Below are 20,485 nucleotides of genomic sequence, written 5' to 3' on the forward strand. Positions count from 1 at the left end.
CGGGTCAGTGATAATCCGGTACGCCGGGCATGGTGATGAAGCCCGGAAGCGCCCGGAAACGGCGCAGCCACCGGCGAAGGGCCGGGTATTCGTCATGGTCGATGCCGCAGTCACGCGAAAGCGCAAAGCTCGGCAGGAGGGCCAGATCGGCCAGCGTCGGGGTGTTGCCGACGAACCAGTCCAAGCCTTCGATCTGCCGCAGCGTCATGTGGTCGTTCATGATGCGGAAGGCTTTGCGGGCGGCCTTGAGATCCGCCTCGCTGGCGCCCTCGGAGGTGAAAAGAGCCGCCTCGCGGGCGTCGACGGCGGGCTTCAACTCGCGGCCGGAGAAGCCCAGCCATTGCTGGACGCGTCCGAAGTCTGCGGCATCGGCCGGCAGCCAGGGACTGTCAGGCGCATGGGCGCGGACGAGATAAGCGAGGATGGCAGCAGTGCCGAAGAGCCTGACGTCGCCGTCTTCAAGGATCGGCAGCGTGCCGGTCGGATTGAGCGCCAGCATATGCGGCTTTTCCTGCTCGCGGCCCGGTGCCTTGTCGATGGCAACCGTCTCGAAGGAGAGGCCGAGCATGGAGAGGAGAAGACGAACGCGAAAACCGTTTTCGTCGAGATGGTAGTCGTAAAGCCTGATCATCACGCGGCCTCCAACGAACGGGCTTCGAGGCGGTTGCGCAGGTCCGTGGCCCAGAGGATCAGGTCGAGGCGGGTGGCTGCGGAGGTGTTTCCGGTCACCGTGATGTGCAAGGCCGTGCGTGCAACGTCGCGGGGTTGGGCCGCTATCAGGGCGGTCACGTCGCTACCTTGGAAGGTGACCAAGCCAGTGCCACTCTCGACCGGACGATACCCCTCGGGTGGCGCTGCCGTCACCGCCAGCAGGGCCGCGTTCGTCGATAGGTCGACGAAGAGGCTGCGAACTGGTTCAGCCGTCTCGGGAAGCGTCGAGAGGTCCGTCGCATCTGCCCCTTCCTGTGCCATCCAGACGATGCCGGCGCGTTCTGTTGCGGCAAAGGTCGGGACCTTGATGGTCTGGGGCACGTCGAGATCGGGATGGGCCGGAATGTAGCGACATTGCCCGCCCGTATCGTAGCGCCAGCCGTGATAAAGGCAGGCGATGTGGTCGCCGCGCACGAAACCGAAGCTCATGCGCATGCCGCGATGCGGGCAGCGGTCCTCCCAGACATGGATTTCGCCCTTGTCGTCACGCCAGACGACGCGCTCCTCGCCATGGACGAGCGTTCCGGCGGAGGTGCCGGCTTCGATATCGGCTGAAAGGGCAACGGGGATCCAGGGAGAGGCTGATGTCATGATGCGGCCTTTGCGGGCAGGGCTTCGTCGGTTTGAAATCTCGTCACGTTGAGCACGATGCTGTCATAGGGGCCGAGGCTGACCGCCATTTCGAAGGCATCGATCAGCGCTCCCGGTCCAGACAGCGTCAGGCGACATCGGTCGCTGTCACAGGAGGCAATGTTCAGGCCGAGTGACAGGCGGGCTGCGCGATGCTCGGCAAACGCAATGAAGCCCTGCGGCTCCAGCCTTCCGGAAAAGGTGAAGTCGACGGTCATCTGGTCGGCCTTTGCCGTCATCGGATGGGGATCAGTGTTGCCTTGCAATTGTGCGCGCTCTAATTTTTGGGCAATCTAGCGGCGGGCGTGATCGGGTTTCAAGCGGTTTCTCCCATGCTCCAGAGGAAAGACAGACTATGCAGAACGGTATCGACAAGGCGTCGCTTGATCAGTGGTATGTACTCGATGCCGAGGCGGTGATTCCCGTCGGCCGATCGCAGAACCGCTTGCTCGGGACGGATCTCACCGTCATCAAGCAGGCGGATGGGGCGATCGAGGTCTTTGCCGAGGGGCGGGCAAAGCCGCTGCCGCTGCGCCATCGCTTCGGCTTTCTCTGGGCGACGCTGGGAGAGCCCCAGCGCGAGATTTTTCCGCTGCCGGAGGCTGACGAGCCTGACCGGCGCTACGTGCCCTGTGGTGTCGTGACCGTGAAGGCTTCCGGCCTTCGCATCGTCGAGAATTTTCTCGACATGGCGCATTTTCCCTTTGTGCATACGGATGTTTTAGGCGCGGAACCGCATACTGAGGTGCAGAGCTACGATGTCGAGATCAGGCGCGAGGAAGACGAGGTCTGGGCGACCAACTGCACCTTCTTCCAGCCGCAGGCGGCTCTGTCGGCGCAGGACGGGATCACCACGCAATACATGTACCGGGTGATGACGCCCTTCACGACGATCCTCTACAAGACCTGCCCGAATGCCACCAATCGCTGGGATGTCATCGGCCTCTTCGTCCAGCCGCTCGATCCCGGCCGCTGCCGGGCGCATCCGATCATGTATCTGATCGACGATGTCTCGACGACGACGGAGCTCATCCATTTCCAGCAGATGATCTTCCTGCAGGACAGGATCATCCTCGAAAACCAGCGGCCGGTGCTCTTGCCGCTCGAGCCGCGCAAGGAAATCCCGACCCGCGCGGATGCCTCGTCGATCGCCTACCGCCGCTGGCTTAAGGAGAAGGGCGTGACCTACGGGGCGACGACGGTCGCCGCCTGATGTCCGGCAACAAAAAACCCGGAGCCGTGAGGGTCCGGGTTTCGTGCGTCCTAAGACCGTCAGGTCTTAGTTGCGGCTCATCCAGTCGTCGATCTCGCGATCGGCCTCTTCCTGGGTGCGGCCATAGGCAGCCTGGATCTTGCCGGAGAGTTCCTTGCGCTTGCCGGCGATGACGTCGAGATCGTCACCGGTCAGCTTGCCCCACTGGGTCTGGGCCTTGCCCTTGAACTGCTCCCAATTGCCTTCGATCTGGTTCCAATTCATCGGTGTTCTCCCGTGTCTGGTGTTGGTCGAGGCTCCGTGTCCTCGGGCCGGAAAACGTGTCCCGACGGCGGAAGTTCCATAGGCGGCGAGACCATAGTTGCGACGCCACGGGAGGGGTCGGCGCACAATCTGGGTTTTGATGGAACACTCGCGGGGTCTCGGCGTTTTGCTTGCGAACTGCATTCACAGAACGAGCGAAGGAGAATTTCATGGCCCAGGTACCGAGCGCCTCCAAGAGCAAGATTGAGGACAAGGCGAACGACCTTGCGGACCGCATCGAAGACAAGGCGAATACGGCGGGTACCGCAACCAGCGGCGACGTCCAGGCGGACCTCGAGGCCCTTCGCCGCGATATCGCTGCTCTGACCCAGACCGTCGCCTCTTTCGGTAGCGGCAAGATCCGACAGGCGGGGGAAACCTCGCAGGAATACATCGACAGCGCGCGTGAGCGCTTCATGAATGCCGAAGAGGACCTGGAGGCCTATGTGCGCGCCAAGCCGCTGCAGTCGCTCGCCATGGCAGCCGGCGTCGGCTATGTGCTTGCGCTGCTCAGCCGGCGCTGATCATGTTTCCACTGTTCCGACAACTGGGCGTGGTCGCGTTTGGCAAGGTGCGGCCGACCGCCCGCCGTCTCGGGCGCTCCGTGCTCGCGGGTGCGGTGGCGGCCGTTCTGGGGCTCACTGCCTATGTCGCGCTGCTTTTCGCGCTCGGCATTTATCTGACCGGCATCATGGGCCCCGTCCTCGCTGCGCTCGTGATTGCGATCGGAACCGCTATCCTTGCGGTGATCGTGATCGCGGTGGTTCAATTCATGAACCGGCGCACCGAACTACGGATGAAAGCCCGACAAAGGGCCGCGAGAGCCCGGCTACCTGACCCCATGACCCTGCAGCTTCTCGCCGGCGTTCCCGCTTTGATGAAGGGACGCTCTCTGCTGACTGCGGCTGTCATTGCTGCCGTCGTCTACGGTGTGGCTAAATCGCAAGGGGTCGGCAGCGATCACGACGATGCGTGACTGAGAAGAGCATGGCCGGGTGCGCAGCCCGGCCTTGTTGACCTTACTTCTTGGACTTGGCTTCAGTTTCGGCGTTATGGAGTTGTTCGAGAAGATCCAGCAGGTGCGGTGGAGTGCCTTCTTCGATGATGCTATCGTAATAGCCACGCAGCTTTGTCGCGATCAGCGCGTTCACATTCTGCTTCTGTGCCCCCGAAAGCATTTTGGATTTCGTAGTTTTCGGAGGGCCTTCCGCCATGTGCGTCCAAATCCGTGTGTGTAGCAAGCGTTTTAACCATTATCCTGATAAGCGCTAAGACGCAAAAAAGTTCCAAACGCGGTGGAACATTTTTTGTTGAGCCGCGTTTTCTGGCGAGTCCGCACCTTTATCCATATCGATTGGAGACCTGCATGTCCCTTACTGCCCGCGTCGCTGTTCATCTTCCTTACCTGCGGCGTTATGCACGCGCTGTCACCGGTTCGCAGACCTCCGGAGATGCCTATGTCGCAGCGGTCCTGGAAGCGTTGATCGCTGATATTTCGATCTTTCCGGACACCGGTGACGATCGCGTCGCGCTCTACAAGCTGTTCGTGACCATCTACGACTCGACCAAGGTCGAGCTTCCGCAGATTACATCGCCTTTTGCCTGGGAGAAGCGGGCCGCTGCCAATCTCGCCGCCGTTCCGACACGTGCTCGCCACGCCTTCCTGCTGATCACCGTCGAGGGCTTCACGACCGCCGAAGCAGCCAGCGTGCTCGGTGTCGGTGAGTCTGATTTCAACGCTCTCTTCAACGAGGCTTCCATGGAGATCTCTCGACAGGTGGCCACCGATATCATGATCATCGAGGACGAGCCGCTGATCGCGCTCGACATCGAGCAGATGGTCGAAGATCTTGGCCATCGCGTCACCGGCATTGCCCGTACCCATGCCGAGGCCGTCGATCTCTACAAGCGCACCAATCCGAAGATGGTTCTTGCCGATATCCAGCTTGCCGATGGCAGCTCGGGGATCGACGCGGTCAACGATATCCTGAAAGTCGATACCATCCCGGTCATCTTCATCACTGCCTTCCCGGAGCGTCTGCTGACCGGGGAACGCCCGGAGCCGGCCTTCCTGGTGACCAAGCCGTTCAACCCCGACATGGTCAAGGCCCTGATCAGTCAGGCGCTTTTCTTCAACGAGCGCGTGTCCGAGCAGGCTTGATATGGCCCTTTGAGGGCATAGGTTTAAGCGAGGGGCGGACCGGATGGAGCCGGTCCCATATGCCGAGAACGGCGGAGCAGCCAATTGGTACATCGGTTGACATGGTTTGAACCTCAGCGTGGCGATGAACAGCTGCGTGAGTTCTTCATAACCGCGCTCATCGACATGGGCGCCAGCCTGATCCTGCAGGACAAGGACGGTGCCTATGTCTGCATCACTTCGCTTCCAGCCCGCTGGCGCCTGCCTCCTGGCCGGGTTCCGACAGACGATGCGATCTTTGGTCCCGAGATCGGGCAGAAACTGGTCGAGCTCAAGTCTGGTCTGGAAAAGGCTGGTGACCGCGCCGAGCTTGAGATCGAGGCTGGCGACGACACCTTCTTCGAGTTCCGCTGCCGCATGGTGGAGATGGCGGATCACGATCTGCATCTGATCACGGTGGTGATCGACCGCACCGAAGACCGTCGACGTGAGCGGCTTCTGAGGGCTCTGCTGCGCGAAGTGAGCCACCGGTCGAAGAACCTGCTGGCCATTATCCAGAGCATCGCATCCCAGACTGCCCGTTATTCCGGTACGCTGGACATGTTCCTCGGCAAATTCCGGGGCAGGCTGCATGCGCTTTCGCAGTCGCAGGACTTGATCACGGACTCGAGCTGGCGCGGTGCTTATTTCCGCGACTTGCTGAAGCAGCAGTTGGATCGGTATGTGCAGGATAATGTCGATCTCGTCCAAGTCACCGGAGACGACGTGCTTCTGACGCCGAACGCGTCCTTGCACATCGGGCTTGCTCTGCACGAACTGGTGGTTAACGCGGTGAGCCATGGCGATTTCCTGCAGAGACGCATGCCGATCGTTGTTTCCTGCCGGAAGCTCGAAACACCTGCGGGGCCGGTGGTGGAAATCGTGTGGGCCGAGCCGTTCACCGCGCGCGAGAACGAAGAGACGAAGGCTGCACGTTTCGGCTCGACCGTGCTCGAACGTGTGGTGCCGTCATCCGTCAACGGTGAGGCGCGCCACGAACTGGCCAACGGTCAGGTCCGTTACCAGTTGCGCTTCCCGCTCGAGATTTTCGACTGACCTTCCGCGCCGCCCGGGCGCTTCCCAACGAGAGACACGATCATGCGCCTGTTCAGTTGCAGCAACTGTTCGAATGTCGTGCATTTTGAAAACGATGGGTGTGTTACCTGCGGAGCCAGGCTGGCCTTCCGCTCGGGGGCGCTGGACATGGTCGCGCTCGATCCTTCCGGCGCCCATATTATCGACCATGGCGAAACAGACAGCGCGGTCGTGAAGCCCTGTGCCAATGCGGCGCTGGGCGGCTGCAACTGGTTGGTCGAGGATGCCGATGACAGCGGCTTTTGCGTCGCCTGCCGGCACAACATCACGATCCCGGATATCTCCATCCCCGAAAACCTGCAGAATTGGCAGCGGATCGAGCTCGCAAAGCGTGGCCTCTTCTATTCGCTGCTCCGTTTCAAGCTGCCGCTGGTGACCCGGACCATCGATCCGGAGCGGGGTTTGGGCTTCGATTTTCTCGCGGACGATACATTGCCTGGTGGCGACGGGCCGGTCTTGACCGGTCACGCTGAAGGCTTGATCACGCTGAACATCGCGGAGGGCTCGGATGCCGAGCGGGAAGCGCGGCGGGTCGCGCTGGGAGAACCGTTCCGCACCCTGCTCGGGCACTTCCGCCATGAGGTGGCGCATTACTACTGGAACGTACTGGTACGCGACCGAAACGCTTTCGACCGCTGTCGAGAGGTGTTTGGAGACGAACGCGCGGACTATTCCGAGGCACTTCAGCGGCATTATGCGGAGGGGCCGCCTCAAGGCTGGGAGAACAGCTATATCTCCGCCTACGCAGCGAGCCATCCATGGGAAGACTTCGCCGAGACATTCGCCCATTACTTCCACATCGTCGACGCTCTCGACACGGCAGATGCCTTCGGGCTGCGGACCAGTCCCGACGTCGAGGCAGACATGCCGGCGATCGAATTGAAGCGGACCTTCGACAGCTACAGTATAGGAAGCGCGGGGGCGCTCGTTCGGGCATGGGTGCCACTAACGCTGGCGATCAATAGCATCAATCGCAGCATGGGCCAGCCGGATCTTTATCCTTTCGTGCTGTCAGAGCCGGTGATTGCCAAGCTTCATTACATTCACGACCTGATTCGGTCGTAAAGCGCGCTGTTTCCGCCTGTTCACACCCTTGTTCCCGGAACTGTCATGCAGTCTTCGCGTTAACCTTCAGGTAACACGGAGAACGATCATGAACAGTATGGCTGCCTTGCTGGTTATTGTAGCCTGCCATCCGCAAGACACTACCTGTCTGCAAGATCCGGTCGCTGTTATCTCGTACGAAACCGACGAGGCTTGCTACACGGCGCTGCCGACGGAACTTAAGCGTGCCCGTGCCATGGCCGATATCATCTATGGTGATTGTTTCCCTGTAAACTCCGAACTGGTGGCCGGCCGCGAAATTCGCCAGACGATCGATCCAGGCAAGCTTGCGGCGCTCGACGTCCCGCCGGCAACGGCCGGTCCTGCTGCAGCCCAGGCGCTCATGCCACCGGTGCTGGCCGAACGTTAAGGAGCAGTTCGATGAAGACAGAAGACCCCACTCGTCCGACAGTATCCAATGTCGATGCCCAGAACCGCCATCTGGCCCAACAGGCCGGCTTGGATCAGGATCTCGAATCGCAGGTGCCTGCTCGTTACGGGTCGTTCACAGTCACGACGCTCGGCGTGATACTTGTAGTTCTGCTCGCCATTGCTGTCTGGATGGTGTTCTGAGGATCGGCTAAATTATTGGATTTTCTTCATAAAAAAGGCCGCGCTTTCGGGCGCGGCCTGTTTTTTTTCACCGGCGGTCAGGCCTGTCGGAACAGGCGCATAGCCAGCGAAACCAGGAAGAGAATGATGAAGATACCGAAGAGGATCTTCGCAATTCCTGCGGAGGCACCTGCGATGCCGCCAAAACCGAGGACACCGGCGATCAGTGCGACAACGAGAAAGACGAGGGCATAATAGAGCATTTTGATTTCTCCCTGTTTCGATGGCGGGAAAACGTCGTCTATTGGCCTTTGTTCCAACTGGATCACGGTTTTGAGAGCGCTATAACGGTTGTTGAAAAATATCGCTTCTGTGGGAACCTTCTCGGATCGTTGGCGTTGTCAGGCGACACTATTTCAAACCCGTTGGACCCCATGACAGAACACTCGAAGAAAGCGCCGGTTACGAACGGGCTGCCTGGAATGGCAGCCTTTCACCCCGGAGTGTCGGCGCAACTGCGCGAATACTACCAGTCGGTACAGGAAGAAGGCATTCCGGAACGCTTCCTGCAACTGCTGGAGCAACTTGACATGGCCGAACGGCAGGCCAGCGCAGACACTCGCATCAAGGACAATGCTCGATGACCGTTGGGGATAAGTCGACCGACCACTCCTTCAAGCGTGATCTGCTGGCGGCCTTGCCAAACCTACGCGCCTTTGCCGTGTCGCTGACGGGCCGGCATCACGTGGCGGATGATCTCGTTCAGGACACGATCATGAAAGCCTGGGCGAAGCAGGATCATTTCGAGCCCGGGACCAACATGAAAGCCTGGCTCTTCACCATCCTGCGCAACGAATTCTATTCGCAGATGCGTAAGCGGGGCCGCGAAGTGTCGGACACTGACGGGATTTTCACGTCCCAACTCTCAACGCATCCGCAGCAGTATGGATCACTCGATCTGCAGGACTTCAAGCGGGCTCTCGATCAACTGCCGAGTGACCAGCGCGAGGCGATCATCCTCGTTGGTGCTTCGGGTTTCGCCTACGAGGAAGCCGCCGAGATCTGCGGCTGCGCCGTCGGTACCATCAAGAGCCGCATCAACCGGGCGCGCAACAAGCTTCAGGAGATCCTGGGGGTGAGCGGCGAGGGCGATTATGGCCCGGACGCGCATAGCTCAGCGGTCATCAAGAAGGCGTTCGCCGTCTGAGGGCTCCTGACCATGCGCCGCTTTCAAAACCGCCGCAGCCAGTTCATGGGCTTGCGGCGGCTTTGTGACCAACGGATGTGCGGTCACGATGCTTGGAGTGTCGGTGAAATGGCCATAGGACGACAGAAAGACCGGCTTCGCGCCGGCTTTTATGATCAGGTCTGCACGTTCGACATTCAAGGCCTCGTTCAAGACCGCGTCGATGATCACCACATCGAACATCGTTGTCTCGACGGTCTCCGCCAGGCGGGCCAGCGGGGCGATGGTTACATCGCAAGGCAGATCGTCGAGAAGAATGCGCTCCACCTCCATGGCGATCAGATACTGGTTCTCGGCAACGAGAACGCGGAGCGGCGCAGTCATCATAAAATTCCCTTTTGTCAGGCGCGCGTTATCGAACGTGCCTCGACCAGCGTCATTTAAAAAAGACATGTCCGACCTGCATTGTTCCAAGTCGGAACCTTATGGCAGTCAAACGAGGTCATCCCGTGGCAATCGAACCGCGTCATTCTCCTGTTCGTGTCAGCTGTTTCGAATGTCCCTTGCGACAGATGAAACGGTTTCGTCCGTTCACTGAAGCGGAACTGGAGTTCGTCTCCACGTTCAAGCGTGGCGAACTTGTCGCCGATCCAGGGACGACAGTGCTGGTGGAAGGCGCTCGCAGCGCGCATCTCTACACGGTGCTCTCGGGTTGGGGGTTCCGCTACAAAATCCTCGAAGATGGTCGGCGGCAGATCCTGAATTATGTGGTGCCGGGTGACATGGTCGGTTTGCAGGGCGCCGTCATGGCGGAGATGCAGCATTCCGTCGAGGCGCTGACGCCGATGACGCTCTGTGTCTTCGAACGCAGCAGGCTGTTTTCCCTGTTCGAGCTGCATCCGGGGCTGAGCTTCGACCTGACCTGGCTTGCAGCCCGGGAAGAATGCATTCTCGACGAGCATCTGCTCAGCGTTGGACGCCGGTCAGCACTGGAAAGGGCGTCCTACCTTCTCGCCTTCCTGTTCGACCGTGGCATGAATGCGGGAATTCTTGGCGACAATCATCGCCATATTCCGGTCACGCAGATGCATTTTGCCGATACGCTCGGCCTCTCGATCGTGCACACCAACAAAACGCTGAAGAAGCTCGCCGACCGGGGGCTCATTCGCTGGCGCGAGCGGGGTTGCGACGTCGTCGATCCTGTCGGACTGCAGGAGATTTCCGGATGGAGCCCTGGAGAGCAAAGGATCAGACCCTTCATCTGATTGCGGCACAAACAAAAAGGCCCGCATGGCTTGAAGCGTGCGGGCCTTTTCATGTCTGGTGAAACTCTCCTTAGGCGACGATGACGACGCCGGTGAAGAGCGCGATGATCATCACGACCAAGACGATGAAAATCAGAATCTTGGCGACGCCTGCCGAGGCTCCGGCCACACCGCGGAAGCCGAGCAGGCTGGCGACGGCGGCAATCAAAAGAAGGATGAGGATCCACTGCAGCATTTTCTGTCTCCCTGACGATTGTTCCAGGGAGAAACAGGAGGCAAGCCGAATTGTTCCATGGTTCCCGAATCCGGTCGGCTTGTGGGCGCTGCAACAAAAATCGTTTTAAGCGGTGCCTGCTTGCGCCAAAACCGTCATTTGTTCCGACAGCTGGACTAGACAGGGGGCCTCACTTCTGTTCGTGTCCGCGATCGGAGAGTCCTTCGACTTTGGGCGGAGGATAGAAGGTAGGACCCGTTCGAACGGAGTTTGGGAGATGGGATTGAAGATCGGATCGCCAAGAGAGATCTATGCCGGCGAGGCCCGCGTCGCGATGACGCCTGATAGCGCCACCCAGTTGCAGAAACTCGGATATGAATGCGTCATCGAAAGTGGCGCCGGCAAGGCTGCCGGTCTTTCGGATGACGCCTATCGCGCCGCCGGTGTGACGGTGGTCGAAACCGCCGCCGCGCTCTATGAAACAGCCGACATCATCGCCAAGGTGCGTCCGCCCGAGACCGCTGAAGTCGATCGGCTCGGCCCCGGCAAGACGCTGATCTCCTTCTTCTATCCGGCCCAGAATACGTCCCTGCTGGAGCAGGCGAAATCCAAGGGCGCGACGGTTGTTGCCATGGACATGGTGCCGCGTATCAGCCGCGCCCAGAAGATGGACGCCCTGTCTTCAATGGCCAACATCGCCGGCTATCGCGCCGTGATCGAGGCCGGTAACAATTTCGGCCGCTTCTTCACCGGTCAGGTGACCGCCGCGGGTAAGATCCCGCCGGCCAAGGTGCTGGTCATCGGCGCCGGCGTTGCCGGACTTGCTGCGATCGGCACGAGCGTATCGCTTGGCGCGATCACCTATGCCTTCGACGTGCGCCCCGAGGTCGCCGAGCAGATCGAGAGCATGGGGGCGGAATTCGTCTTCCTCGAATTCGAAGCGACCCAGGATGGTGCCGCGACCGGTGGTTATGCCGCTCCGTCGTCTCCGGAGTTCCGCGAGAAGCAGCTTGCCAAGTTCCGCGAGCTGGCACCCGAGATCGACATCGTCATCACGACGGCGCTGATCCCCGGTCGTGATGCGCCGAAGCTCTGGCTTGCCGACATGGTCGCTGCAATGAAGCCGGGCTCGGTTGTCGTCGACCTCGCGGCCGAGCGTGGCGGCAACTGTGATCTGACCGTCGCTGACCAGAAGATCGTCTCGGACAATGGTGTCACCATCGTCGGCTACACCGACTTCCCGAGCCGCATGGCCGCACAGTCCTCGACGCTTTACGCCACCAACATCCGTCACATGATGACCGATCTGACACCGGGCAAGGACGGCGTCGTCGTGCACAACATGGAAGACGACGTCATCCGTGGCGCGACCGTCACCAAGGACGGCGAGATCACCTATCCGCCGCCGCCGCCGAAGATTCAGGCGATTGCGGCCGCAAAGCCCAAAGAGAAGGTCAAGGAACTGACGCCCGAGGAAAAGCGGGCCCAGGAAATCGCCGCCTTCAAGACGCAGACCCGCAACCAGGTGGCCTTGCTTGCCGGCGGCGGTGCGCTGATCCTGCTTGCCGGCCTTTATGCGCCGGCCAGCTTCATGAGCCATTTCATCGTCTTCGTGCTTGCCTGCTTCGTCGGTTTCCAGGTCATCTGGAATGTCAGCCATTCGCTGCATACCCCGCTGATGGCGATCACCAATGCCATCTCCTCGATCATCATTCTGGGTGCGCTGATGCAGATCGGTTCCGGGAACTTCCTGGTCATTCTGCTTGCCGCGCTGTCGGTCCTGATGGCCGGCATCAACATCTTCGGTGGCTTCATGGTCACCCGGCGCATGCTCGCCATGTTCCAGAAGTCTTGAGTTAGGGGGAGGGGATATCGATGGAATATGGATTTACCACAGCGGCCTATGTCGTCGCAGCCGTTCTCTTCATCCTGTCGCTCGGCGGTCTTTCGGGCCAGGAAAGCGCCAAGCGCGCCGTCTGGTATGGCATCGTCGGCATGGGGCTTGCGGTCGTCGCAACGCTTTACGGCCCCGGTGCGGGCAACTGGTTCGTCTCGGTCGTAATGATCGCCATCGGTGGCGCCATCGGCTGGGTCGTTGCCCAGCGCGTCCAGATGACCGAAATGCCGCAGCTCGTCGCCGCCATGCATTCGCTTGTCGGCCTGGCCGCCGTCTTCATCGGCTTCAATGCCGAAATCGAGATGTGGCGGATTGCAAGCTCGCTCGCGGATGCTGGCATCTCGTTCTGTGATCCCGCGCTTAATGCGGTTGCCTGTGCGGCGCAGGCCGGTCACACCGAACTTTTCAAGGACTTCACCGGCTTTGCCCTGAAGATCGCTGAGAAGACCGGTGCCGAAATCGCCGTCCTGAAGATCGAGGTTTTCCTCGGCGTCTTCATCGGTGCGGTCACCTTCACCGGTTCCGTCATCGCCTATGGTAAGCTCGCGGGCAAGGTCGACGGCAAGGCGAAAAAGCTGCCGGGCGGTCATCTGTTGAATGCCGGTGCCGCGCTCGGCTCGCTGATCCTGCTTGTGCTTTACTTCAACGGTGCGGGCAGCTGGACGCTGATCCTGATGACCCTGCTTGCGCTCTTCATCGGCTATCACCTGATCATGGGCATCGGCGGCGCCGACATGCCGGTCGTCGTTTCGATGCTGAACAGCTATTCCGGCTGGGCGGCAGCAGCCATCGGTTTCTCGCTGTCGAACGATCTCCTGATCGTCGTCGGTGCGCTGGTCGGCTCCTCCGGTGCGATCCTCTCCTACATCATGTGCAAGGCGATGAACCGGAGCTTCGTGTCGGTCATTCTCGGCGGCTTCGGCGGCACGACCGGACCGCAGATGGAAGTCACGGGCGAGCAGATCGCGATCGACGGCGACGGGGTTGCCAATGCGCTCAACGACGCCGACAGCGTGATCATCGTTCCGGGTTACGGGATGGCGGTTGCGCAGGCGCAGCAGTCTGTGTCGGAACTGACCCGCAAGCTGCGCGCCGCCGGCAAGACCGTGCGCTTTGCCATCCACCCGGTCGCGGGCCGTCTGCCGGGCCACATGAACGTGCTTCTGGCCGAGGCCAAGGTGCCCTACGACATCGTTCTGGAAATGGACGAGATCAACGAGGACTTCCCGGAAACGGATGTGGCGATCGTCATCGGCTCGAACGACATCGTCAACCCGGCTGCCCAGGAAGACCCGAACTCGCCGATCGCCGGCATGCCGGTTCTGGAGGTCTGGAAGGCAAAGCAGGTCTTCGTCTCCAAGCGCGGCCAGGGCACCGGTTATTCCGGCATCGAGAACCCGCTGTTCTACAAGGAGAATACGCGGATGTTCTACGGTGACGCGAAGAAGTCGATCGACAGCATCCTGCCGTTGATCAAGTAAGCTTCGGATCAGATCAGAGCTTTAAAGCCGGGTGGTGACGCCCGGCTTTTTCAATCCTTGCGGGATTGAACGGGAACCGGACGCCAGCATTTTGCCGCGCAGACGCGGTTGATCAGCGCAGGAGTTTTCGTGAGCACCAAATTCATTTTCGCCAGCCTATGTGCTGGCCTGCTTTGCACCACGGTTTCAGCCGCCGACCTCGGTACGGCGCAGGTGCCGCAGCCTTTGTCCTCGCAAAGTGCGGTGGCGGATATCATTCATGACTGGAGCGGCGGGTATGTCGGGGTTGTCGGTGGCGGCGCTGTCGGCGAAGTGAAGACAGAGACCGGATCAGGCACTCTGGGTTCGGAGATGCCACTTCGGGGCGGCGTTGCCGGTGTTGCCGCTGGCTACAACATTCAGAACGGCAACATGGTCTATGGCGTCGAAGGCGATGTTTCCTGGGCCAAGGTCAAGGGTGACCAGTCCTGCCAGGGCTTTCCGTCGCAGACCTGCTACTACGAGCTGGGCCTGCAGGGCACGGCGCGGGCCCGTGTCGGCGTCGCCATGGATCGCACACTGCTCTACGTCACCGGCGGTCTTGCGGTCGCGCGCGGCCAGGGCGGTGTCAATCCGGTGGTCGGTGCTGCCATCGGGAAAGACCAGCAGACCTATCTGGGTTTCGCCACGGGGGTCGGTGCCGAATACGCCATGACGGATGCGCTGAGCTTCAAGGCCGAATATCTCTACACCGATTATGTCTCGCGCACCTCGCCGCTGGGCACGGTCAGTCCGCTGGACAGCTATCGGTCGGAACCGTCTAGCCACGTTTTGCGCGTAGGCTTGAACTATCGATTCTGAATATGCAGCATCCAAAGGACAAAGAACCCCGTCATTGTGGCGGGGTTCTTTCGTTGTGCTGCCGATCAAACATCCGCCTTGAAGGTCTGCTTCTGCGTGCCGAGGCCCTCGATCCCGAGCTCGACCACGTCCCCGGCCTTCAGGAACTGCGGCGGCTTCATGCCGAGGCCCACGCCGGGCGGGGTGCCGGTCGAGATGACGTCGCCGGGATGCAGGCTCATGAACTGGCTGAGATAGGAAACGAGGTGGGCGACGCCGTAGACCATGGTCTTCGACGAGCCGTCCTGCATCATCTTGCCGTTGACCGAGAGCCACATCTTGAGGTTCTGGGGATCGGCGATTTCATCCTTGGTGACCAGCCAGGGGCCGATCGGGCCGAAGGTGTCGCAGGACTTGCCCTTGGTCCACTGGCCCGCGCGCTCCGTCTGGAAGGCGCGTTCGGAGACGTCGTGCGAGACGCAATAGCCGGCGACGTAATCCATGGCGTCGGCTTCCGAGACATACTTCGCGGTCTTGCCGATGACGACTCCGAGTTCGACTTCCCAGTCGGTTTTTTCCGAGCCGCGCGGGATCAGCACGTCGTCGTTCGGGCCACAGATCGCCGAGGTTGCCTTCATGAAGATGACCGGCTCCGGCGGCACGGCGGCGCCCGTTTCGGCGGCGTGGTCGGAGTAGTTCAGGCCAATGCAGATGAACTTGCCGGTACCGGCAACGCAGGCGCCGATGCGGTCAACGGTGATTTCGGGCAGCGAGGCGGGGTCGATGGCGGCGATCCTCGCCAGACCTTCCGGTGAAATGGCGGCGCCGCCGATGTCGGCGACATGGCCCGAGAGGTCACGAACCTTGCCGTCCTTGTCGAGGATCGCAGGCTTTTCCTGACCCAGCGGGCCGACGCGCATCAGTTTCATGGTCTTCTTCCTTCTTCAGAATCAAATGGTCCAGCCGCCATCGATGGCAAAGGCCTGGCCCGAGGTGTAGGTGGCGCCGGCGATGTAGACGGCAAGGTCGGCGATCTCTTCCGGGGTGCCCAAGCGCCCCATGGGCTGACGGGCGATGAATGCGGCACGGGCGGCATCGTAGTCCCCCTGCGCGCGCATGCGGTCCTGCAGCGAGGGGCTTTCGACTGTGCCCGGGCAGATCGCGTTGCAGCGGATCCCTTGCGTCACATAGTCGGCGGCGACGGATTTGGTGAGGCCGATGACGGCGGCCTTGGTGACCGTATAGGCAAAGCGGTTCGGCACGCCTTTGATCGAGCTTGCGACCGAGGCCATGTTGATGATCGAGCCGTCGCCCCGCTCCAGCATCGCGGGGAGGACCGCGCGGATAGTGCGGATCATGGCGCGGACATTGAGGTCGAAGGCGAAGTCGAGATCCTTGTCCGGCATGTCGAGGATCGTGCCGGCATGGACGTAGCCAGCGCAATTGAAGAGCACATCAAATGGACCGGTTTCGGCGACCACGGCCTTGACGGCTTCGTCGTTCAAGACATCCAGCTTGCGTGTCGTGATGCCGGCTTCGCCATCAAGCGTCGCCAAGGCATCCGTATTGATGTCGGTCGCCACGACCGTTGCACCGGCGCGGGCAAAGGCGAGCGCGCTGGCGCGACCGATGCCCTGGCCAGCGGCCGTCACCAGCACATGCTTGTTCTCAAGGTTCATGTTCTTGGCTCCTCCCCGCCGATCCCTGTCACTCGACCCTTGCATATTCTTGGCGTCAATGCGAGCATCATTCATATGCAAAACATTTATTCATGAACGTCAAGGTCAGGCCTCGGGCTTGAAAGAGAGAAATTCAGTGAATGACCTCGACCAGGATCGCTACCGGGCCCCGGCGCTCGACAAGGGGCTCGACATCATCGAGCTTCTGGCGGGCGTCGATGGTGGCTTGAGCCAGGCCGAGATCGCCAAGAAGCTTGATCGCAGCCCCAACGAATTCTACCGGATGCTCGACCGCCTGGTGAAGCGCGGCTATGTCGCCCGGCTCGATGGCGATCGATACGTGTTGACGCTGAAGCTTTTTGGTCTCGCGCAACTGCACGCACCGACGCGGCGGCTTGCTTCGCTCGCCATGCCGCTGATGCGGGAGCTGGCGGAGATCACCCGGCAGGAAAACCATATCGTCGTTTATGACCGGGGACATCCCGTGGTCATCGCGCAGCTGGAGGCGCCGGGCTACTGGGGTATTTCGATCCGCGTCGGTTCACGAATGGGCCTGTTTGACACCGGCTCCGGCCATGTGTTGCTTGCCTTTCGGAGCCCCGAGGTTCGGGCGATGATGGCTGCGGAGCATGCAGCGAGCGGCGGGCCGGAGGGGCGGATGACCGAGGCCTTCATCGCCAGACTCGACCAGATCCGGGCGTGCGGCTACGAGATGATGCCAAGCGCGCAGACTGCCGGCGTCACCAATCTGTCGGCCCCCATTCTCGGCGCCGATGGTGAAGCTCTGGGTGCGCTGACCGTGCCCTATATCGGTATCATCAATGCGCCAGATGCGCCTGATATTCCTCGGACGCTGGGAGCGCTGACGGAGACGGCACGGAGGATCTCCGAGCTAGCCGGTGCCGGTCTCGGGACCGACAGCCCCGAGACGGATTGACTTTCAACGGCCTTGGGAGGGGCCTGCCATGATCATCGATACCCATCTGCATCTCATCTATCGTGACCGGCTGAGCTATCCCTGGCTCAAGGATGTCCCAGCGCTTGATGCTGACTTCACCTGGGAGACCTATGCTCGGGAGGCCCGGCGGCTGGGAATTTCGTCCGTGCTGCACATGGAAGTAGATGTGGCGCCCGCCGACATTCCCGCTGAAACCGAGATGGTCCAAGAGCTATCCGAAGCCTCCGATAGCCTGCTGCGTGGGGTGATCGCTTCCTGCCGGCCGGAAGATCCTGATTTTGCCGCCTATCTCGAAGCGCAGCGCGCAAACCCGTTCCTCAAGGGCTTTCGTCGCGTGCTGCATGTCGTGCCTGATGATGTGTCCGAGGGGGCGCTGTTTCGGGAGAATGTGAAGCGGCTCTCGGGCACAGGGCTCACCTTCGATCTCTGCATGCTGCCGCATCAGATCGACAAGGCGAAGGCCTTGGTCGATCTTGCGCCCGACGTCACCTTCATCCTCGACCATTGCGGCGTGCCCGATATCAAGGGGCATGGCTATGGAACGTGGAAGACCGGCATCACCGACATTGCAAAGCGCGACAATGTCCGTGTGAAGATCTCCGGCATCCCGGCCTATGGCGATCTGGAGAACTGGACGCTCGAAGACCTCAAACCCTATTTCGATCACACGATCGCATCCTTCGGCTTTGATCGTGCGATCTGGGGATCGGACTGGCCGGTCTGCACGCTGGGCGGCGGGCTTTCGACCTGGGTCGCGACGACGCAGGCGCTGCTGCATGGCTGCACGTTGGAAGAGAAGGACAAGCTCTTCTCGGGCAATGCGAAGCGGATCTGGGGGCTCGGCTAACGCGTCTTGGCACGCTCTCCCATCAGGCGGCGGAGATAGCCACGCATGGCGATTATCAGGGCTTCGATGTCCTCATTGGAGGCCGAGAGATCCTGCAGGGCGTAGCTCTGCAGGATGATGCCGTCGATGCCGATCAGCATCTGCCGGCCGACGGCGCGGCCGATCTGCCGAAGCTCCTCATCGCTGTCGTCCTCGAAGACGAGATGGCCGTAGAAGTCGATATAGGCGTTGTACTGTCTTGCCGCGAGCCATTCGGAACCCTTGGTGCGCAGCGCGTAGAGGGTCAGCTCCGTCTGGGCGATCTGCTTGTTACGGGTCCGCTGGATATACCGCCAGCTGGTCCGGATCAGTGCTTCGACGCGATCCTCCGGCGCTTTCGGCAGGGAAACGTCCTGACGATAGGCATTGTCCATGTCATCGATGAGATCTTCTAGCACGGCGAGCAGCAGGCTTTCCTTGCTGTCGAAGTAGTAATGGAGCGTCGCGAGCTTGACGCCTGCCGAGGCGGCGATGCGCCTGGTGGTCAGCGCCTCCATGCCGCCTTCTTCGAGCGCCTCGCGGGCTCCCTTGATGATGCGAACACGGGTTTCCAGGCCTTTGCGGGTCGCGCCCGGCGGACGACCGCGGGGGCTGGGGCCATCAGCCTTGTCATGCCTGGTGTCCGCTGTCTCCCTCATCGGCCTCCTCCAGCATCGAAGGTGACGCGACCATCGCAGATGGTGAGTGCCGGGAGGAGGCCTGCGATCTCGTCTGATGGGGTCGCCTCGATATCACCGGAGAGGATCACGACATCGGCGAGGTAGCCGGGTTTCAGAACGCCCTTGCGGTCTTCCATGTATTCGACCCAGGCGCTAGTGCGCGTGTAGGCGGCCAGCGTTTCGTGCAGGGTCAGGCGGTGGTCCGGTATGTCATCGGCCCAGGGCTGGCGCGTCATCGCATCACCGATGCAGCTCAGCGGCGGTAGCGGCGAGACCGGCCAGTCGGTGGCAAAGACGATCTTCGCGCCGGAATCCACGAGTGTCTTCCAGGCAAAGGAATAAGGCCAGCGCTCGCGACCGATATAGGTGAGATAGGGTTCCAGCGGCAGGCCTGCCGAGCCCGGTGGATGGGTGGGCTGCATCGAGGCGATCGTGCCCGTTTCGGCAAAACGCGGGATGTCATCCGGATGGACCACTTCAATGTGTTCGATCCGGTTGCGCATGTCCTTTCGGCCGTTGGCCTTCATTGAGGCTTCGTAGCCATCGAGCACCATGCGCACCGCGCCGTCGCCGATTGCGTGCACGGCGACAGGCAGGCCCAGCCGGTTTGCCTCGGTTGCCACCGCGTTGAAGGCTTCGCCCGAGAAGAGCGGATCGCCCTTCCAGCCGGGCTTGTGGGCATAGTCGTCGACGAAGACGGCGGTCTCGCCCTCGGTCACACCGTCCATGAACAGCTTGACGAAGTTGCAGCGCAGCTTGTCGGTGTCGAAGCGGGCCTTCCAGGCGGCGGCCTTCTCCTCAAGATCCGAGAGCGGCATGAAATTCTTCATGTGATAAGGCATCCGGACCCTGACCGGCAGGCCTTCTGTCCTGTCGATCTCGTCCAGCATCTCCAGCTGGTAGAGATTGCCGTCCATGTTCTGGAAGGATGTGATGCCGAGAGAGGCGCAATAGGCAAGGCCCTTCTTGATGACGGCAATGTCTCCGGCGCGCTCTTCTGGCGTCACGTGCTCGGGATCGCCGCCGGTGCCGACGCCGAGGCTTTCGCGACCGCCGGTCACGCCCATGGAGGCGACCGGCCGGATGGCATTGGTCTCGCGCAGCTCGCCGGTGGCCAGTCCGTCTTCGCCCATCACGATCTCGTTCCCGACGCCCACATCACGGCCGTGAAGGATCCCGGCTTTCTCAAGAGCGATCGTGTTGGCCCATGCGGTATGATGATCCGGCGCAAACATCAGGAACGGCCGGTCAGGGATGATGCGGTCAAGATGGTGGCGGGTAACGCGTTCGGTGTCCGAGAGGATCGTGTAATCCGCGGTCTGGGCGACAAGCAGCGGCAGGCCGGGGTTGGCTGCCGCGTAATCCAGAACAGCCTTTGACAGGGCATCGAAGCCTCTTACGCCGAAGAGCGAGAGTTCGCCCAGCGAGACCGAACCGCCGAAGATGTGCATATGGGCTTCGTTGAAGCCCGGCAGAACGGTCGCACCGCCTGCATCGACCACGCGGGTGTTCGGGCCGGCAAGGGCCAGAATGTCGGCGTTCCTTCCCACGGCAGTGATGCGGTTGCCGGTGAGCGCAATCGCTTCTGCGCGCGGATGCTCGTCATCCATGGTGAGGATGCGGGCATTGTGGATAACGATATCGACGCTCATGA

General features: G+C 61.1%; 28 protein-coding genes. 16 read left to right on the forward strand and 12 right to left on the reverse strand.

Annotated elements, in window-relative coordinates; translation table 11 throughout:
• Nucleotides 1–4: 4 nt before the first annotated feature.
• Genes H6M51_RS04415 through H6M51_RS04425 form a run of 3 tightly spaced genes read right to left on the reverse strand, consistent with a single transcriptional unit; the run spans nucleotide 5 to nucleotide 1,580 of the window.
• Nucleotides 5–631 (reverse strand): glutathione S-transferase family protein, encoded by a 627-nt coding sequence (locus tag H6M51_RS04415; RefSeq protein ID WP_185808677.1) that lies wholly within the window; start codon nucleotides 629–631, stop codon nucleotides 5–7.
• Entirely contained in the window at nucleotides 631–1,302 is a 672-nt protein-coding gene (locus tag H6M51_RS04420) for a Rieske (2Fe-2S) protein (protein WP_185808678.1), read from the reverse strand. Before H6M51_RS04420 ends, H6M51_RS04415 begins: the two co-directional genes overlap by 1 nt.
• On the reverse strand, nucleotides 1,299–1,580 hold the full coding sequence (locus tag H6M51_RS04425) for a hypothetical protein (RefSeq protein WP_185808679.1): 282 nt from the start codon (nucleotides 1,578–1,580) through the stop codon (nucleotides 1,299–1,301). Before H6M51_RS04425 ends, H6M51_RS04420 begins: the two co-directional genes overlap by 4 nt.
• A 116-nt stretch (nucleotides 1,581–1,696) precedes the next feature.
• Here H6M51_RS04425 and H6M51_RS04430 point away from each other — a divergent pair, with 116 nt between their 5' ends.
• On the forward strand, nucleotides 1,697–2,554 hold the full coding sequence (locus H6M51_RS04430) for an aromatic ring-hydroxylating dioxygenase subunit alpha (protein ID WP_185808680.1): 858 nt from the start codon (nucleotides 1,697–1,699) through the stop codon (nucleotides 2,552–2,554).
• A 66-nt stretch (nucleotides 2,555–2,620) separates the two neighbouring features.
• On the opposite strand, the gene H6M51_RS04435 is transcribed toward H6M51_RS04430, so the two are convergent.
• On the reverse strand, nucleotides 2,621–2,818 hold the full coding sequence (locus H6M51_RS04435; RefSeq protein ID WP_062280516.1) for a CsbD family protein: 198 nt from the start codon (nucleotides 2,816–2,818) through the stop codon (nucleotides 2,621–2,623).
• A gap of 209 nt (nucleotides 2,819–3,027) precedes the next feature.
• Here H6M51_RS04435 and H6M51_RS04440 point away from each other — a divergent pair, with 209 nt between their 5' ends.
• Nucleotides 3,028–3,381 carry a YqjD family protein gene (locus H6M51_RS04440; RefSeq protein WP_185808681.1) on the forward strand — a complete coding sequence of 118 codons (354 nt, stop codon included), beginning with the start codon at nucleotides 3,028–3,030 and terminating at the stop codon, nucleotides 3,379–3,381.
• 2 nt (nucleotides 3,382–3,383) lie between these two features.
• Nucleotides 3,384–3,833, forward strand: a complete 450-nt coding sequence (locus H6M51_RS04445) for a hypothetical protein (RefSeq protein ID WP_185808682.1) — start codon at nucleotides 3,384–3,386, stop codon at nucleotides 3,831–3,833.
• Between the two features lie 43 nt (nucleotides 3,834–3,876).
• Here the strand turns inward: H6M51_RS04445 and H6M51_RS04450 are convergent, their stop codons facing one another.
• A complete protein-coding gene (locus H6M51_RS04450; RefSeq protein WP_246780395.1) occupies nucleotides 3,877–4,035 on the reverse strand; it encodes a NepR family anti-sigma factor in 159 nt (52 codons plus the stop codon).
• A 188-nt stretch (nucleotides 4,036–4,223) separates the two neighbouring features.
• Between H6M51_RS04450 and H6M51_RS04455 the strand changes: the two genes are divergently transcribed.
• The 5 genes from H6M51_RS04455 (at nucleotide 4,224) to H6M51_RS04475 (ending at nucleotide 7,808) form a co-directional block, all read left to right on the forward strand.
• Nucleotides 4,224–5,018: a response regulator gene (locus H6M51_RS04455; protein ID WP_185808684.1), complete on the forward strand. Its 795-nt coding sequence runs from the start codon at nucleotides 4,224–4,226 to the stop codon at nucleotides 5,016–5,018.
• Between the two features lie 96 nt (nucleotides 5,019–5,114).
• Entirely contained in the window at nucleotides 5,115–6,092 is a 978-nt protein-coding gene (locus tag H6M51_RS04460; protein WP_185808685.1) for a sensor histidine kinase, read from the forward strand.
• 42 nt (nucleotides 6,093–6,134) lie between these two features.
• Nucleotides 6,135–7,196, forward strand: a complete 1,062-nt coding sequence (locus tag H6M51_RS04465; RefSeq protein ID WP_185808686.1) for a putative zinc-binding metallopeptidase — start codon at nucleotides 6,135–6,137, stop codon at nucleotides 7,194–7,196.
• An 88-nt stretch (nucleotides 7,197–7,284) separates the two neighbouring features.
• Complete coding sequence (locus H6M51_RS04470) at nucleotides 7,285–7,605, forward strand: hypothetical protein (RefSeq protein WP_246780396.1); 321 nt, start codon at nucleotides 7,285–7,287, stop codon at nucleotides 7,603–7,605.
• Between the two features lie 11 nt (nucleotides 7,606–7,616).
• Nucleotides 7,617–7,808 carry a hypothetical protein gene (locus tag H6M51_RS04475; protein WP_185808687.1) on the forward strand — a complete coding sequence of 64 codons (192 nt, stop codon included), beginning with the start codon at nucleotides 7,617–7,619 and terminating at the stop codon, nucleotides 7,806–7,808.
• 77 nt (nucleotides 7,809–7,885) lie between these two features.
• Here the strand turns inward: H6M51_RS04475 and H6M51_RS04480 are convergent, their stop codons facing one another.
• Entirely contained in the window at nucleotides 7,886–8,050 is a 165-nt protein-coding gene (locus tag H6M51_RS04480) for a DUF1328 domain-containing protein (protein ID WP_006724652.1), read from the reverse strand.
• A gap of 171 nt (nucleotides 8,051–8,221) precedes the next feature.
• On the opposite strand from H6M51_RS04480, the gene H6M51_RS04485 reads away from it, so the two are divergent.
• Entirely contained in the window at nucleotides 8,222–8,431 is a 210-nt protein-coding gene (locus H6M51_RS04485; RefSeq protein WP_185808688.1) for a NepR family anti-sigma factor, read from the forward strand.
• A complete protein-coding gene (locus H6M51_RS04490) occupies nucleotides 8,428–8,994 on the forward strand; it encodes an RNA polymerase sigma factor (RefSeq protein ID WP_006724650.1) in 567 nt (188 codons plus the stop codon). The genes H6M51_RS04485 and H6M51_RS04490 overlap by 4 nt, the downstream gene beginning before the upstream one ends.
• Here the strand turns inward: H6M51_RS04490 and H6M51_RS04495 are convergent.
• The gene (locus H6M51_RS04495; RefSeq protein ID WP_185808689.1) at nucleotides 8,962–9,357 is read right to left on the reverse strand and encodes a hypothetical protein; all 396 of its coding nucleotides are present in this window, start codon (nucleotides 9,355–9,357) and stop codon (nucleotides 8,962–8,964) included. The two genes, H6M51_RS04490 and H6M51_RS04495, sit on opposite strands and share 33 nt — an antisense overlap.
• Nucleotides 9,358–9,458: 101 nt before the next feature.
• Between H6M51_RS04495 and H6M51_RS04500 the strand changes: the two genes are divergently transcribed.
• Entirely contained in the window at nucleotides 9,459–10,238 is a 780-nt protein-coding gene (locus H6M51_RS04500; RefSeq protein WP_246780397.1) for a Crp/Fnr family transcriptional regulator, read from the forward strand.
• A gap of 70 nt (nucleotides 10,239–10,308) precedes the next feature.
• Here the strand turns inward: H6M51_RS04500 and H6M51_RS04505 are convergent, their stop codons facing one another.
• A complete protein-coding gene (locus H6M51_RS04505; protein ID WP_006724646.1) occupies nucleotides 10,309–10,473 on the reverse strand; it encodes a DUF1328 domain-containing protein in 165 nt (54 codons plus the stop codon).
• Between the two features lie 262 nt (nucleotides 10,474–10,735).
• Between H6M51_RS04505 and H6M51_RS04510 the strand changes: the two genes are divergently transcribed.
• The 3 genes from H6M51_RS04510 (at nucleotide 10,736) to H6M51_RS04520 (ending at nucleotide 14,670) form a co-directional block, all read left to right on the forward strand.
• Nucleotides 10,736–12,307 (forward strand): Re/Si-specific NAD(P)(+) transhydrogenase subunit alpha, encoded by a 1,572-nt coding sequence (locus H6M51_RS04510; protein WP_185808936.1) that lies wholly within the window; start codon nucleotides 10,736–10,738, stop codon nucleotides 12,305–12,307.
• Between the two features lie 20 nt (nucleotides 12,308–12,327).
• Nucleotides 12,328–13,830, forward strand: a complete 1,503-nt coding sequence (locus tag H6M51_RS04515) for an NAD(P)(+) transhydrogenase (Re/Si-specific) subunit beta (protein ID WP_185808691.1) — start codon at nucleotides 12,328–12,330, stop codon at nucleotides 13,828–13,830.
• A gap of 129 nt (nucleotides 13,831–13,959) precedes the next feature.
• Nucleotides 13,960–14,670, forward strand: coding sequence for an outer membrane protein (locus H6M51_RS04520; RefSeq protein ID WP_185808692.1), 711 nt, complete (start codon nucleotides 13,960–13,962; stop codon nucleotides 14,668–14,670).
• Between the two features lie 65 nt (nucleotides 14,671–14,735).
• Here the strand turns inward: H6M51_RS04520 and H6M51_RS04525 are convergent, their stop codons facing one another.
• Both H6M51_RS04525 and H6M51_RS04530 read right to left on the reverse strand, forming a co-directional pair.
• Nucleotides 14,736–15,578 (reverse strand): fumarylacetoacetate hydrolase family protein, encoded by an 843-nt coding sequence (locus H6M51_RS04525; RefSeq protein ID WP_185808693.1) that lies wholly within the window; start codon nucleotides 15,576–15,578, stop codon nucleotides 14,736–14,738.
• A gap of 21 nt (nucleotides 15,579–15,599) precedes the next feature.
• Nucleotides 15,600–16,328 (reverse strand): SDR family oxidoreductase, encoded by a 729-nt coding sequence (locus H6M51_RS04530; protein WP_185808694.1) that lies wholly within the window; start codon nucleotides 16,326–16,328, stop codon nucleotides 15,600–15,602.
• 136 nt (nucleotides 16,329–16,464) lie between these two features.
• Here H6M51_RS04530 and H6M51_RS04535 point away from each other — a divergent pair, with 136 nt between their 5' ends.
• Nucleotides 16,465–17,265 carry an IclR family transcriptional regulator gene (locus tag H6M51_RS04535; protein WP_185808695.1) on the forward strand — a complete coding sequence of 267 codons (801 nt, stop codon included), beginning with the start codon at nucleotides 16,465–16,467 and terminating at the stop codon, nucleotides 17,263–17,265.
• 28 nt (nucleotides 17,266–17,293) lie between these two features.
• Nucleotides 17,294–18,133, forward strand: a complete 840-nt coding sequence (locus H6M51_RS04540) for an amidohydrolase (protein ID WP_185808696.1) — start codon at nucleotides 17,294–17,296, stop codon at nucleotides 18,131–18,133.
• Here the strand turns inward: H6M51_RS04540 and H6M51_RS04545 are convergent.
• Nucleotides 18,130–18,810: a TetR/AcrR family transcriptional regulator gene (locus H6M51_RS04545; RefSeq protein ID WP_185808697.1), complete on the reverse strand. Its 681-nt coding sequence runs from the start codon at nucleotides 18,808–18,810 to the stop codon at nucleotides 18,130–18,132. The genes H6M51_RS04540 and H6M51_RS04545 overlap by 4 nt on opposite strands.
• The gene (locus H6M51_RS04550) at nucleotides 18,807–20,483 is read right to left on the reverse strand and encodes an amidohydrolase (RefSeq protein ID WP_185808698.1); all 1,677 of its coding nucleotides are present in this window, start codon (nucleotides 20,481–20,483) and stop codon (nucleotides 18,807–18,809) included. The genes H6M51_RS04545 and H6M51_RS04550 overlap by 4 nt, the downstream gene beginning before the upstream one ends.
• Nucleotides 20,484–20,485: the final 2 nt, after the last annotated feature.

Source organism: Rhizobium sp. AQ_MP (genome assembly GCF_014237835.1).
Taxonomy (GTDB): Bacteria; Pseudomonadota; Alphaproteobacteria; order Rhizobiales; family Rhizobiaceae; genus Allorhizobium.

Coding starts and splice junctions, on each gene's coding strand:
- H6M51_RS04415 (WP_185808677.1), bottom strand. CDS start 631: ATGATCAGGCTTTACGACTACCATCTCGACGAAAACGGTTTTCGCGTT.
- H6M51_RS04420 (WP_185808678.1), bottom strand. CDS start 1,302: ATGACATCAGCCTCTCCCTGGATCCCCGTTGCCCTTTCAGCCGATATC.
- H6M51_RS04425 (WP_185808679.1), bottom strand. CDS start 1,580: ATGACGGCAAAGGCCGACCAGATGACCGTCGACTTCACCTTTTCCGGA.
- H6M51_RS04430 (WP_185808680.1), top strand. CDS start 1,697: ATGCAGAACGGTATCGACAAGGCGTCGCTTGATCAGTGGTATGTACTC.
- H6M51_RS04435 (WP_062280516.1), bottom strand. CDS start 2,818: ATGAATTGGAACCAGATCGAAGGCAATTGGGAGCAGTTCAAGGGCAAG.
- H6M51_RS04440 (WP_185808681.1), top strand. CDS start 3,028: ATGGCCCAGGTACCGAGCGCCTCCAAGAGCAAGATTGAGGACAAGGCG.
- H6M51_RS04445 (WP_185808682.1), top strand. CDS start 3,384: ATGTTTCCACTGTTCCGACAACTGGGCGTGGTCGCGTTTGGCAAGGTG.
- H6M51_RS04450 (WP_246780395.1), bottom strand. CDS start 4,035: ATGCTTTCGGGGGCACAGAAGCAGAATGTGAACGCGCTGATCGCGACA.
- H6M51_RS04455 (WP_185808684.1), top strand. CDS start 4,224: ATGTCCCTTACTGCCCGCGTCGCTGTTCATCTTCCTTACCTGCGGCGT.
- H6M51_RS04465 (WP_185808686.1), top strand. CDS start 6,135: ATGCGCCTGTTCAGTTGCAGCAACTGTTCGAATGTCGTGCATTTTGAA.
- H6M51_RS04470 (WP_246780396.1), top strand. CDS start 7,285: ATGAACAGTATGGCTGCCTTGCTGGTTATTGTAGCCTGCCATCCGCAA.
- H6M51_RS04475 (WP_185808687.1), top strand. CDS start 7,617: ATGAAGACAGAAGACCCCACTCGTCCGACAGTATCCAATGTCGATGCC.
- H6M51_RS04480 (WP_006724652.1), bottom strand. CDS start 8,050: ATGCTCTATTATGCCCTCGTCTTTCTCGTTGTCGCACTGATCGCCGGT.
- H6M51_RS04485 (WP_185808688.1), top strand. CDS start 8,222: ATGACAGAACACTCGAAGAAAGCGCCGGTTACGAACGGGCTGCCTGGA.
- H6M51_RS04490 (WP_006724650.1), top strand. CDS start 8,428: ATGACCGTTGGGGATAAGTCGACCGACCACTCCTTCAAGCGTGATCTG.
- H6M51_RS04495 (WP_185808689.1), bottom strand. CDS start 9,357: ATGACTGCGCCGCTCCGCGTTCTCGTTGCCGAGAACCAGTATCTGATC.
- H6M51_RS04500 (WP_246780397.1), top strand. CDS start 9,459: ATGGCAGTCAAACGAGGTCATCCCGTGGCAATCGAACCGCGTCATTCT.
- H6M51_RS04505 (WP_006724646.1), bottom strand. CDS start 10,473: ATGCTGCAGTGGATCCTCATCCTTCTTTTGATTGCCGCCGTCGCCAGC.
- H6M51_RS04515 (WP_185808691.1), top strand. CDS start 12,328: ATGGAATATGGATTTACCACAGCGGCCTATGTCGTCGCAGCCGTTCTC.
- H6M51_RS04525 (WP_185808693.1), bottom strand. CDS start 15,578: ATGAAACTGATGCGCGTCGGCCCGCTGGGTCAGGAAAAGCCTGCGATC.
- H6M51_RS04530 (WP_185808694.1), bottom strand. CDS start 16,328: ATGAACCTTGAGAACAAGCATGTGCTGGTGACGGCCGCTGGCCAGGGC.
- H6M51_RS04540 (WP_185808696.1), top strand. CDS start 17,294: ATGATCATCGATACCCATCTGCATCTCATCTATCGTGACCGGCTGAGC.
- H6M51_RS04545 (WP_185808697.1), bottom strand. CDS start 18,810: ATGAGGGAGACAGCGGACACCAGGCATGACAAGGCTGATGGCCCCAGC.
- H6M51_RS04550 (WP_185808698.1), bottom strand. CDS start 20,483: ATGAGCGTCGATATCGTTATCCACAATGCCCGCATCCTCACCATGGAT.